This window comes from Vibrio sp. M260118 (assembly GCF_036533755.1).
Taxonomy (GTDB): Bacteria; Pseudomonadota; Gammaproteobacteria; order Enterobacterales; family Vibrionaceae; genus Vibrio.
The window spans coordinates 1-13,762 of record NZ_JATABG010000045.1 but is presented as its reverse complement, the minus strand read 5'-3'; the positions used below and the strand labels follow the sequence as shown (position 1 = coordinate 13,762).

5 protein-coding genes and 1 pseudogene are annotated in these 13,762 nt (G+C 46.9%); 4 read left to right on the top strand and 2 right to left on the bottom strand.

Features of this window, described 5'->3' with window-relative positions; genetic code table 11:
* Nucleotides 1–688: pseudogene (locus QTO00_RS04905) on the bottom strand (PAS domain-containing protein); the annotation flags it as partial.
* A 63-nt stretch (nt 689–751) separates the two neighbouring features.
* Nucleotides 752–1,699, bottom strand: coding sequence for a TIGR01212 family radical SAM protein (locus QTO00_RS04900; protein ID WP_331423357.1), 948 nt, complete (start codon nt 1,697–1,699; stop codon nt 752–754).
* Nucleotides 1,700–2,231: 532 nt separating this feature from the next.
* Between QTO00_RS04900 and gltB (QTO00_RS04895) the strand changes: the two genes are divergently transcribed.
* From gltB (QTO00_RS04895) to QTO00_RS04880, 4 genes are all read left to right on the top strand, one after another.
* Nucleotides 2,232–6,773 (top strand): glutamate synthase large subunit, encoded by a 4,542-nt coding sequence (gltB, locus tag QTO00_RS04895; RefSeq protein ID WP_331423356.1) that lies wholly within the window; start codon nt 2,232–2,234, stop codon nt 6,771–6,773.
* Nucleotides 6,773–8,242, top strand: coding sequence for a glutamate synthase subunit beta (locus QTO00_RS04890; RefSeq protein ID WP_331423354.1), 1,470 nt, complete (start codon nt 6,773–6,775; stop codon nt 8,240–8,242). Before gltB (QTO00_RS04895) ends, QTO00_RS04890 begins: the two co-directional genes overlap by 1 nt.
* Nucleotides 8,243–8,670: 428 nt before the next feature.
* On the top strand, nt 8,671–13,134 hold the full coding sequence (gene gltB / locus QTO00_RS04885) for a glutamate synthase large subunit (protein ID WP_331423352.1): 4,464 nt from the start codon (nt 8,671–8,673) through the stop codon (nt 13,132–13,134).
* Nucleotides 13,135–13,155: 21 nt separating this feature from the next.
* On the top strand, nt 13,156–13,762 hold a 607-nt coding region (locus QTO00_RS04880), incomplete at its 3' end, for an NAD(P)-binding protein (protein WP_331423350.1).

Sequence of the window (13,762 nt, the reverse complement as noted above, 5' to 3'; positions counted from 1 at the left end):
GATAGGTTTCAAGTAAACAGCTCTTCCCATCTGGATTGACCGTCCACCAGCGTTTACTCGTCCTGCCTTTAATAATGCCTTTAATATCTTCAGCCCCCTCATCTTCTCTCCCTTGCCAAAAGCGTTGGAAGGCTCGGTTACTTGAGATTATTTCTCCGGCACTATTTTTAATCACAACCAATTCAGACAAATTATCAAAGGCACTCTTAATCATCGACAACGAGTTGACCTGCTCCTTAAGTTCAATGTCAGTCGCCTGATAAGGAGTCAAGTAGAGTAGCCAAGCCGAGCGGCGGCGGTAAATGGTTTTTCGGCCGGTAACACTTAGCGTAATGACTCGATTGCTACCAACTGGCCAACTGAGCTTTTGTTCAGAAAAGGATTGTTCCGAGGTCGTAGGTATAATAGAGAGAATAAACTGGGGTGTAACCACTTCTGGCAACATATAGTGTTTGCCGACTTTTCTAACGCCAAGGACTTGATTGGCCTTAACGTTAGCAAACTTAAGAGCGCCCGTTTTGCTGTCGACAACCAACAGTACGCTAGGGGCTGTTTTTAGTAATCGAGTCAACTGAGTTTGATAACGAGAAGAGATAGCACCCACGGCGATAATCGAGAGCAGAATAATGACAAGATCAAATCCATGCCCATGGGAGGAGTCCCACAACCAAACTAATACTTGCTCCATCTAACTTCTCAAACCTATTGCACTGCCTTCTATCAAACTGTACAAAAGATATCAGCTTATTGCTCAACAAGCAGCCTTTAATCTTGGTTTAGTATAAATAAACGGCTGTTCAATGAGTGAACCTTGAGGACCATTTTGATCAAGGGCTCGGCCTATTTCAGTCATTGCTAGCCATCTATTTTCACACCAGAGTGGAGCAAGTAACGTTGGTCTTCGAGCCGCAGAGGATACTCGGTGATAAACCACTTCAGGAGGGGTGCGGCGAATCATCTCACTAGCGATGTCCACATAATCATCCAGTTCAGGCGCTTCAAGCTTGTCCGCCTTCCAAGCTTTCGCCATGGTACTGCCTTCAACAATATGTAGGCCGTGCAACTTGATCCCATCAGTTCCCACAGCGAGAACCCTATCCAAAGTATCTAGATTGTCAGCCTTAGTCTCTTTAGGCAGGCCGACAATTAGGTGAGTACACACTTTAATACCCAGCTCACGCGCACGCTTAGTGATCTCTGCATAACACTCAAAGTCGTGGCCACGGTTAATTCGTTTCAAGGTTTGGTTATTGGCAGTTTGCAAACCTAGCTCTAACCAGATTTCGTATCCTTGTTTAACATAGCCCGACAACAAATCTAGCACGGCATCAGGCACACAATCAGGACGAGTGCCAACGCATAAACCAACGATGTCAGCTGCTTTAAGAGCTTCTTCGTACATATTTTTTAGCACTTGCACTTCTGCATAAGTACTGGTGTATGCCTGAAAGTAAGCTAAGTAGCGCTTGGCGCGATTTATCTCACCCGCTCTATCGGTCAATTGCTCATTAATACTCTTAACCTGCGCTTCTTCATCCGCGAACGAGGCAACATTACAAAACGTACAGCCACCGCGGCCAATCGTGCCATCACGATTAGGACAGCTAAAACCACCATGCAGTGTTAGCTTATGCACTTTTTCGCCGTAGCGTCGTTGTAAATCTTGGCCAATTGTATTGACCAACTGATGAAGCTGCATTGTTTGCCCTCACACAGATCTAAATAGTTCTCATTAAGATCAATGTAATTTAATTACATTTCTGAAAATATTTGCTGGGCAAAATCTAGCGATTTCAAACATTCAAAGCTTTAAGCAATATCAATAAACATGCAGAAATAGCGTGCTTCAGACGATTTGTTACGCAAAAGTTAAACTTATTATTCATTTCAACGACGAAAAAAGTGGGCAACAAGAGCGAGTTTTGATTGCATTTTATCAGCAGTAAATTGTAGGATACTTACAGATTTTACTGCTTTTTTGTGATTTTAGTTACATAAAAATCGGTGAAACGTCGGTGTTATCCCTCTCCCACCTATATAAATCACTAGATTGTGATATTAAAAAATGGGATTCCACCAAGGATTGTTTTTCTCGCAATATTTTTCTGCGAGATACGGAAAGGAATCAAAGTCGCCAACCTAGGCTGGCTTCGAATCAAAACTATAAAGGACAGGACGCAGAACTTGCTTCGGCAGATTATCTGCGCCTTTTGAACTGGAAGGATGTATCTATGGTAGATAGAGAGCAAAATGCCCAAGGTCTATATACTCCGGAACTGGAGCATGACGCTTGTGGTATCGGTTTTGTTGCTCACCTTAAAAACCGTAAATCTCACGAAGTCGTTACTCAAGCACTAGACATGCTTGCGCGCATGGAACACCGTGGCGGTCAAGGTTGTGATCCATGTAGCGGTGACGGTGCTGGTATCTTGTTACAAAAGCCCCATGAATTTCTTTTAGAAGAAGCGGTAAAACTTGGTATTAAGTTGCCCTCTTTTGAGAAGTATGGCGTTGGTGTTGTTCTTTTCCCTAAGGATGAACACAAACGTGCTCAGTGTCGCGACATATTAGAACGTAACGCGAAACGTCTCGAGCTAGATGTTATCGGTTACCGCGTTTTACCAACTGACAACTCAATGATCGGTGCTGACCCACTAAGCACTGAGCCACAATTTGAGCATGTGTTCATTTCTGGTGGCCCAGGTATTACACCTGAAGAGCTAGAACGCAAACTATACGTACTACGTAACTACACCGTTCGCGTATGTCTCGAAAGCGTGTCGAATATTGGTGATGACTTCTACATCAACTCAATGTCTTACAAGACACTGGTGTATAAAGGTCAGCTCACCACAGAGCAGGTACCTCAGTACTTCCTCGATCTACAGAATCCTACGATGGTGACGGCACTTGCGCTTGTTCACTCTCGTTTTTCTACCAATACATTCCCGAAATGGCGTCTAGCACAGCCTTTCCGTTATATTGCTCACAACGGTGAAATCAATACAGTTCGCGGTAACCTGAACTGGATGAAAGCCCGTGAAGCAATCATCGAATCAGATCTGTTCACTCAGGCTGAAATCGACATGCTACTGCCTATCTGTCAAGAAGGCAGCTCAGACTCATCTAACTTCGATATGGCACTAGAGCTCCTAGTTCTATCTGGTCGTAGCCTGCCACATGCGTTAATGATGATGATCCCTGAAGCATGGCAAGAAAACAAAAACATGGATCCAACCCGTCGTGCGTTCTACCAATACCACGCGAACGTAATGGAACCATGGGATGGCCCTGCCTCTGTTTGTTTCACTGACGGTGTTCAAGTAGGTGCAACTCTTGACCGTAACGGTCTGCGCCCTTCTCGCTACACAGTGACTAAAGATGACTTCTTGGTAATGGCCTCTGAGTCTGGTGTAGTTGAGATTGAACCAGAGAACGTTGAGTTCCGTGGTCGTCTACAACCAGGTCGTATCTTCGTTGCTGACCTAGAGCAAGGCCGCATCATTTCTGATGAAGAAGTGAAAGATGGTATTGCCTCTGCACAGCCATACCAGAAGTGGGTTGAAGAGAATCTGCTTAGCCTTAACAAGCTACCTGATGCAGAAAACGAATTTAACCAGCCATCTCCAGAGAAACTACTGCACAAGCAGCAAGCATTTGGCGTTAGCTCAGAAGAAGTAAACGAAATCATCGTACCTATGGCGAAAGACGGCAAAGAGCCACTTTCTGCAATGGGCGCTGACTGGCCGCTTGCGATTCTGTCACATCAATCTCAGCACCTATCTAACTACTTTAAACAGTTGTTTGCTCAGGTAACCAACCCGCCAATCGACCCGATTCGTGAACGCATGGTTATGTCTCTGAACACTTACCTAGGTAAAGATCAGAACTTACTTGCTGAGTCACCAGAGCACTGTCAAAAAGTTGAGCTTGAGTCTCCAGTTCTTTCAAACTCAGAGCTAGAGAAACTGCGTGCGATCGACAATGAGCACCTTCAAGCAAAGACACTCGATATCGTATTCCAAGCAAACGAAGACGAAGGCAAACTAGAGCGTGCTCTGAAGCGTATTTGTCAGTACGCGGAAGATGCGGTTATCGATGGTTACTCAATCATCCTACTAACTGACCGTGCCGTTAACTCTAACCACGCAGCCATCCCAGCAATGCTGGCAGTTGGCGCAGTTCACCACCACTTAATCCGTAAAGGATTACGTGCTAAGTGTGACATCGTGGTTGAGACAGGTGATGCGCGTGAAACACACCACTTCGCAACCTTGGTTGGTTATGGTGCAAACGCCGTTAACCCATACCTAGTTATCGAAACTATGGTTGAGCTACAGCGCACTAAGAAGCTCGATCCAGAAACAAGCATCAAAGAGCTATTCGACAACTACCGTAAAGCAGTGAACGGCGGCCTGTTGAAGATCTTCTCTAAGATGGGTATCTCAACACTACAGTCTTACCATGGTGCACAGATCTTTGAAGCACTTGGTGTTAGCAAGTCAGTGGTTGACAAGTACTTCACAGGCACGGTTTCTCGTATCGAAGGTCTAACCATTGATGACATTGCAAAAGAGACGCTAGTTCGTCACCGTATCGGTTTCCCAACACGTGAAATCCCTGTGCAGGTTCTTGATGTCGGTGGTGTTTATCAGTGGAAACAGCGTGGTGAAAAACACCTGTTCAACCCTGAAACTATCTCACTACTGCAACAATCAACTCGTAACAAAGACTTCGAGCAATTTAAGCAGTATGCAAAAGCCGTCGATGACCAAGGTGACAACGCGGCAACACTACGTAGCCAGCTTGACTTTGTTAAGAACCCAGCAGGTTCAATCCCGCTAGAAGAAGTAGAGCCAATCGAGAGCATCTTGAAGCGCTTTGCTACTGGTGCGATGTCATTCGGCTCTATCTCGTACGAAGCCCACTCGACGCTAGCTGTCGCGATGAACCGCATTGGCGCGAAATCGAACTCAGGTGAAGGTGGTGAAGACCCTACTCGTTTCGAACGTAAAGAGAATGGCGACTGGGAACGCTCAGCAATCAAACAGGTTGCATCTGGTCGTTTCGGCGTAACCTCTTACTATCTAACTAACTCTGATGAAATCCAGATTAAGATGGCTCAGGGTGCGAAACCAGGTGAAGGTGGTCAGCTACCAGGTGATAAAGTGGATGACTGGATCGGTGCAACTCGTCACTCGACTCCGGGCGTTGGTCTTATCTCGCCACCGCCACACCACGATATCTACTCAATCGAAGATTTGGCTCAGCTAATCTACGACTTGAAGAACGCTAACCGCGCTGGTCGCGTCAACGTTAAGCTAGTATCAGAAGCGGGTGTCGGTACCATCGCATCAGGTGTAGCGAAAGCAAAAGCTGACGTTGTCCTAATCGCAGGTTTCGATGGTGGTACAGGTGCATCGCCGATGTCATCAATCCGCCATACAGGTCTTCCTTGGGAACTTGGTTTGGCAGAAACACACCAAACACTGCTAAAGAATGGCCTACGTAACCGTATTGTCGTTCAGTCTGATGGTCAGATGAAGACGCCTCGTGACCTTGCAGTAGCAACGCTACTCGGTGCTGAGGAGTGGGGTGTAGCAACAGCCGCGCTTGTAGTTGAAGGTTGTATCATGATGCGTAAGTGTCATAAGAACACCTGTCCTGTTGGTATCGCAACTCAAAACAAGACGCTACGTGAGCGTTTTGATGGCCGCGTAGAAGACGTAGTGACGTTCTTCCAATACATGGCTGAAGGTCTGCGTGAAATCATGGCTGAGCTTGGCTTCCGTACTATCGACGAGATGGTCGGCCAATCGCAGAAACTAAAAGTTCGCGAAGACATCAAACACTGGAAGTATAAGAATCTAGACCTAACGCCTGTTCTCCATATCGAGCAAGCGCGTGAAGAAGATGGTGTATACAACCAGACAGAACAAGATCATAACTTAGAGAATGTTCTTGACCGCAAGTTGATCCAAGCTGCAACTCCAGCACTTGAGAAGGGCGAAGCAGTGAATGCTGAGTTCCCGATCATCAACACAGACCGCTCTGCGGGTACTATGCTGTCGAACGAAATCTCTAAGATTTACAAAGACCAAGGTCTGCCACAACCAATGAACGTTAAGTTTACAGGCAGCGCAGGTCAGTCATTCGGTGCATTCCTTGCGAAGGGTGTTAAGTTCGAAGTGGAAGGCGATGCGAATGACTACTGGGGTAAAGGTCTGTCTGGCGGTACGCTAGTACTCTACCCAGATGCGAAATCAACCATCGTTGCTGAAGATAACATTGTTGTCGGTAACGTATGTTTCTACGGTGCAACATCGGGTGAATCTTACATTCGTGGTATGGCTGGTGAGCGTTTCTGTGTACGTAACTCAGGCGCGAAAGTGGTTGTCGAAGGTGTTGGTGACCACGGCTGTGAATACATGACTGGCGGTATTGCTGTCATCCTGGGTTCAACAGGCCGTAACTTCGCGGCAGGTATGAGTGGCGGTACCGCTTACGTTTGGGATAAGTCAGGCGACTTTGAAACTAAGCTAAACCCAGAGCTTGTAGACCTCGATCCAATCGAAGCGGAAGATCGCGAATTACTGAAAGAGATGCTAACTAAGCATGTTGAATTCACAGGAAGTGAAGTTGCTCAATCTTTCCTAGACAATTTTGAAGCAAGCCTAGCCTCTATGGTTAAGGTAATGCCGCGTGACTACAAAGCGGTACTTCAAAAGCGTAAAGCTGAGCAGGCACAAACGGAACAAGTGGAGGCAGTATAATGGGTAAGCCTACTGGATTTTTAGAGCATGGTCGTGAGCTTCCAGGCAAGATCGATCCATCAGTTCGTATTGAGAACAACAAAGAGTTCGTTCTGAACGAAGAGTTTGGCGACAAGATCAATACTCAGGCTTCACGTTGTATGGACTGTGGTGTTCCTTTCTGTCACAACGGTTGTCCGATTGGTAACATCATCCCAGAATTCAACGACGCGGTTTACCGTGACAGCTGGGAAGAGGCTTGGAACATTCTAAGCTCAACCAATAACTTCCCTGAGTTTACGGGTCGAGTATGTCCTGCGCCATGTGAAAGTGCTTGTGTACTTGGCATCAACCAAGATCCAATCACCATCTGTAACATCGAGAAGACGATTGTTGAAACTGCGTACCGTGAAGGGTACGCAAAGCCAAAAACACCTCGCTCTCGCACTGGTAAAACTATCGCAATCATCGGCAGTGGCCCTGCAGGTCTTGCTGCCGCTGAACAGCTAAATAGTGCCGGTCACTCTGTGACGGTATTTGAGCGCGATGAGAAAGTCGGTGGTCTACTGCGCTTCGGTATCCCAGATTTCAAACTGGGTATGGATGTGATTGATCGTAAGATCAATCTCATGGCTGAAGCGGGTGTTGAATTCAAGGTAAACCAACACATCGGTGTTGATGTCAATGCGCAGCAGCTACGTCAAGAGTTCGATGTGGTGCTTCTAACGGGCGGTTCTACTGTACCGCGTGACCTACCGGTTCCGGGGCGTGAGCTTAAAGGCGTTCACTTCGCAATGGAATTCCTAGGTCAAAACAACCGCCGCGCAAACAACATGGATCTTAAAACTGAAGAGATTCACGCTAAAGGTAAGCATGTTGTGGTTATCGGTGGTGGTGATACAGGTTCTGACTGTGTTGGTACGTCAAACCGTCATAAAGCCGCAAGCGTTACTCAAGTGGAAATCATGCCAATTCCACCAGAGAAGCGCCCGGCAAATATGCCTTGGCCTCAGTACCCAATGATTCTTCGTACTTCGACTTCTCACGAAGAAGGTGTCGATCGTCATTGGAATATCCTGACTAAAGAGTTCATCGGTAACGATAAAGGTGAAGTCACAGGCTTACGTCTGGCTGATATCGTATGGGAAGACGCTAAACCAGGTGAACGCCCAAGCTTCAAAGAAGTTGAAGGCAGCGAGCGTGTCATTCCTTGTGATATGGCGTTCCTAGCGATGGGCTTCCTACACCCAGAACCAACTGGTGTACTAGCCCAGCTAGATATCAAACTCGATGAGCGTGGCAATGTAGCAACCGAAGGTTTCGCTACTAACCAAAAAGGTGTGTTTGCAGCCGGCGATATGCGTACAGGTCAGTCTCTAGTTGTACGTTGTATCAACGAAGGCCGCGAATGTGCTATCGCAATTGATGATTACCTAATGGGTAACTCAAACCTTGAAGCAAAAGCAAATTCACTAATGCTTTCTGCTTAATTGTCACCTTTCAGCGAGGTGTGCTGACATCTCGCTGAGAGTCGTGAACACTATAAATTCCTTCCAAACATTTCCAGTTGACCAGTACATTGTGCTGGTCTTTTTTCTTTCTTGATGCCAGCCCTTATTACAGTTATGTAACAACCCAGATTCTAAGTCGCTGAATTAAATAGACTAATTTAGTTAATTTAACGGTAAATCGCATATTTGCGTGATTTTCCACCAAGAACTTGACCTTTTACATAATTAGCTATACGTTGTGAAGTCGATGAAAATTAATTTATCGCTTTTTGTTAAATTAATAGTGGGTTAAACCTGCATATTCATCCAAAAAAATAACAATTAGAACGCATAGTTAGTCATACATACCAACCCTTTTGATGTTGGTAGTTCTGTCGGGATGGCAGATAAGCAAAGGGAGAATTGCAATGGCTTTATATGATCCTAGTCTGGAGAAAGACAACTGTGGATTTGGCTTAATTGCACACATGGAAGGTGAGCCTAGCCACAAACTAGTACGCACCGCAATTTCAGCACTTGATAGAATGACCCACCGTGGCGGTATCGCCGCAGATGGAAAAACCGGCGATGGCTGTGGCCTTTTACTGCAAAAGCCTGATTCCTATTTACGTCTTATCGCTGAAGAAAACGGTTTTAAACTCGGCAAGCAATATGCCGTAGGAATGATTTTTTTTAATCAAGATCCACTTAAAGCCCAATCCGCAAAAGACATTATCAATCAAGAACTTGCCAAAGAGACACTGACAATTTCGGGCTGGCGTGAAGTGCCAACAAATGCAGCAGTGTTAGGCCCTATTGCCGCTGATTCATTGCCAAATATTCAGCAAGTTTTTATCTCAGCACCAGCAGGTTGGCGCGAACGTGATATCGAGCGACGCTTATACATAGCGCGCAGACGCATCGAAAAACAAATTTCCGATGACAGTGAGTTTTATGTATGTAGCCTGTCGACACAAGTGATCGTCTACAAAGGCTTATGTATGCCTGCCGATCTGCCGCGCTTCTACTTAGATCTCGCCGATCTTCGCATGGAGTCTGCGATCTGTCTGTTCCACCAGCGTTTTTCAACCAACACTCAACCGCGCTGGCCATTGGCTCAACCATTTAGATACCTTGCCCATAACGGTGAAATCAACACCATTCAAGGCAATAGACAATGGGCTCGGGCACGCGCTTACAAGTTCGCTTCCCCACTGCTACCAGACTTACAGACCGCAGCGCCATTCGTCAATGAAACGGGCTCTGACTCTTCGAGCCTAGATAATATGCTCGATCTGTTCTTGGCTGGCGGGATGGATATCTTCCGTGCCATGCGCATGCTCGTTCCGCCTGCATGGCAAAATCACCCTGATATGGACCCGGATCTGCACGCCTTCTACGACTTTAACTCCAAACACATGGAGCCATGGGATGGTCCTGCGGGGATAGTATTGTCTGACGGTCGTTACGCCGCGTGTAACTTAGATAGAAATGGTCTGCGCCCTGCCCGCTATGTGATCACAAAAGATAAACTGATCACACTGGCATCCGAAGTGGGTATCTGGGACTACGCACCAGATGAAGTTGCAGAAAAAGGCCGTGTCGGTCCGGGTGAGCTGCTCGTTGTCGATACACGCCTGGGCAAACTATGGCAATCTAGCGAGATCGACAGCGATCTTAAAGGCCGTCATCCTTACAAAGAGTGGATGGAGAATAACGTCCATAAACTGACGCCTTTCTCACAGCTCGCGGAAGATCAAGTTGGCGAACGTAACTTCGACGATGACCAACTGAAAACCTACCAAAAGCAGTTCGCGATGAGCAACGAAGAAGTCGATCAGGTGCTTCGCGTTCTTGGCGATATGGGCCAAGAAGCAGTGGGCTCCATGGGCGATGATACCCCAATGGCGGTGCTATCATCCAAAGCTCGATTGGTGACGGACTACTTCCGTCAGAAGTTCGCACAGGTGACCAACCCTCCGATTGACCCACTACGCGAAAAGCATGTGATGTCACTTGCCACCAGCATTGGCCAAGAAATGAACGTGTTCTGCGAAACCGACGGTCACGCTCACCGAGTCACCTTTGACTCTCCAGTACTGCTCTACTCTGATATGGCACAGTTGCTTGACCTTGATGACGAGCACTACCAATCAACACAGCTTGATATCAACTACGACCCAATGATTAATTCGCTTGAACAAGCGATAGAACGTATTTGTGATGAAGCTGAAGAGGCAGTGCGCGAAGGCACAGTGCTGCTAATATTGACCGACCGTGACATCAAGAAAGGCAAGCTACCTGTCCCTGCGGCTATGGCTGTGGGTGCGGTGCAAAGCCGCCTAGTTGACTCGAATTTACGTTGTGACGCCAATATCATTGCTGAAACGGCAACAGCTCGTGACCCTCACCAATTTGCGGTACTGCTAGGCTTTGGCGCGACCGCAGTTTACCCTTATCTTGCTTATGAAGCGTTAGGCAAAGTTATCGACGAAGGTGGCATCGACAAAAGCTATCGCGAAGTGATGCAGAACTACCAATACGGTATCAACAAAGGCCTGTATAAGATCATGTCCAAAATGGGCATCTCTACCGTTGCCTCATACCGCTGCTCACAACTGTTCGAAGCCGTAGGTCTAAACCAAGAAGTCGTCAATCTCTGCTTCAAAGGTGTAACAACTCGAATTCAAGGTGCCAACTTTGAAGATTTCGAACAAGACCTCTATAACCTTTCTCGCAAAGCATGGACAAAACGTAAGCCGATTGAACATGGCGGATTGCTTAAATACGTACATGGCGGCGAGTACCATGCCTACAACCCAGATGTGGTTGGTACGCTGCAAACTGCAGTTAAGTCGGGCGATACCTCAGACTACAAGAGCTTTGCTCAGCAAGTTAATGATCGCCCAGTGGCAATGCTACGCGACCTAATGAAGCTGAAGAAGTCAGACTCGCCACTGCCACTAGAAAAGATTGAACCAAGCACAGAGCTATTCAAACGCTTTGATTCAGCAGCGATGTCGATTGGCGCACTAAGCCCAGAAGCCCACGAAGCCTTGGCAACAGCAATGAACCGACTTGGTGGCTACTCCAACTCAGGTGAAGGTGGTGAAGACCCGCGTCGATTTGGTACAGAGCGTAACTCTCGTATCAAGCAAATTGCGTCAGGCCGTTTTGGTGTGACACCTCACTACCTAACCAACGCTGATGTACTGCAAATTAAAGTCGCCCAAGGTGCTAAGCCGGGTGAAGGTGGTCAATTACCAGGCCACAAAGTCACCGCTGAGATCGCTAAGCTGCGTTATTCGGTTCAAGGGGTAACACTTATCTCCCCTCCTCCTCACCATGATATTTATTCTATTGAGGATTTGGCCCAGCTGATATTTGACCTTAAACAAGTCAACCCAAAAGCACTGGTATCGGTAAAGCTAGTTTCAGAGCCCGGTGTTGGCACTATTGCAACAGGTGTCGCTAAAGCCTACGCCGATTTGATTACTATCTCTGGTTACGATGGTGGTACCGCTGCCAGCCCACTTACCTCAGTAAAATACGCGGGTAGCCCGTGGGAACTTGGCCTTTCTGAAACCCAGCAAGCACTGGTTGCCAACGGCCTTCGCCATAAGATCCGCCTTCAAGTTGATGGTGGTTTGAAAACAGGACTAGACGTAGTAAAAGCAGCGATATTAGGTGCAGAAAGCTTTGGTTTTGGTACCGCACCAATGGTTGCTATGGGTTGTAAGTTCTTACGTATTTGTCACTTAAACAACTGTGCGACCGGTGTTGCAACGCAAGATGCCACCTTACGTAAAGAGTACTTCAAAGGTCTTCCTGAAATGGTAATGAACTACTTTGTTGGCCTTGCTGATGAAGTACGCGAATTGCTTGCCGAATTAGGTGTTGAAAAACTGACTGACCTAATTGGCCGAACCGACTTACTTGAAGCGGTTGAGGGCATGACAGCTAAACAAAGTAAGCTTGATCTCTCAAGCATTCTAGAAGCGCCAGTTTCACCACAAAACCATCCACTGTATTGGACTGAGCCAAACGCTCCGTTTGACAAAGCAGAGCTCAACCAAAAGATCGTAGAAGATACCTTAGCGGCTGTGGAAGCCAAACAAGGGGCAGATCTCTTCTATAACGTCATTAACACGGACCGCTCTATTGGCGCTCGCCTTTCAGGTGAAATAGCTAAACGCTACGGTAACCAAGGTATGGCGGCAACACCGATTAAGCTCCATCTAGATGGTACTGCGGGTCAGTCATTCGGCGTTTGGAATGCAGGCGGTGTTGAGCTTTACCTAACGGGTGATGCCAACGACTATGTCGGTAAAGGCATGGCTGGCGGCAAGATCGTTATCAAGCCTCACCAAGGTACGGCCTTTAGATGTAATGAAGCAACCATCATAGGCAACACCTGTTTGTATGGTGCAACCGGCGGTAAATTGTTCGCAGCAGGTACCGCAGGTGAACGTTTTGGGGTGCGTAACTCTGGCACCATCTCTGTGATAGAAGGTGCAGGCGATAATGCTTGTGAATATATGACAGGTGGTATCGTCGCCATTCTCGGCGCAACAGGCGTGAACTTCGGTGCGGGTATGACTGGTGGTTTTGCCTACGTACTGGATGAGAATGAGGATTTCCAAGGCCGAGTCAATAAAGAGTCTGTTGAAGCAGTTGCGCTGTCAGAACTCTATATCCATCAAGAGCACCTACGTGGACTAATCGCAGAACACCTCGAAGAGACGGGCTCTACTCACGCAGAAAATATATTGGCGAACTTTGATGAATGGATTCCAAAGTTCTACTTGGTGAAACCGCAAGCCGCAGATCTAAACACTCTGCTTGGTCACCAAAGTCGCAGCGCTGCTGAATTGCGCGTTCAAGTCCAGTAAGTCATGGAGGATGTTTGAATCATGAGCCAGAACGTATACCAATTTATCGATGTGCAGCGTGTAGATCCTGCAAAAAAACCAATCAAAATACGAAAGATTGAGTTTGTCGAAATTTATGAACCCTTTACTAAACAACAGGCGACTGCCCAAGCGGATCGCTGCTTGGACTGTGGTAACCCTTACTGTGAATGGAAGTGCCCGGTACATAACTACATTCCTCAATGGCTGAAACTTGCTAATGAAGGACGTATTCTCGAAGCGGTAGAGCTTTCTCATCAAACCAACAGCTTGCCAGAAGTTTGTGGTCGAGTCTGTCCTCAAGACAGGCTATGTGAAGGTTCATGTACGCTTAACGATGATTTCGGCGCAGTCACAATCGGCAACATTGAAAAATATATTACTGACAAAGCTTTCGAAATGGGCTGGAAACCAGACATGTCGAAAGTAGAATGGACAGATAAGAAGGTCGCGATTATCGGCGCAGGACCAGCTGGTCTTGCAGCCGCGGATATCCTAGTCCGAAACGGTGTTAAGCCGGTAGTATTTGACCGTTACCCAGAGATTGGTGGCCTGCTCACTTTCGGCATTCCATCATTTAAATTGGAAAAAGGGGTGATGGAAAATCGTC

Bases quoted from the DNA above. Each gene is read 5' to 3' on its own strand.
- QTO00_RS04890 (WP_331423354.1), top strand. From the start codon at position 6,773: ATGGGTAAGCCTACTGGATTTTTAGAGCATGGTCGTGAGCTTCCAGGC.
- QTO00_RS04900 (WP_331423357.1), bottom strand. From the start codon at position 1,699: ATGCAGCTTCATCAGTTGGTCAATACAATTGGCCAAGATTTACAACGA.
- gltB (WP_331423356.1), top strand. From the start codon at position 2,232: ATGGTAGATAGAGAGCAAAATGCCCAAGGTCTATATACTCCGGAACTG.
- gltB (WP_331423352.1), top strand. From the start codon at position 8,671: ATGGCTTTATATGATCCTAGTCTGGAGAAAGACAACTGTGGATTTGGC.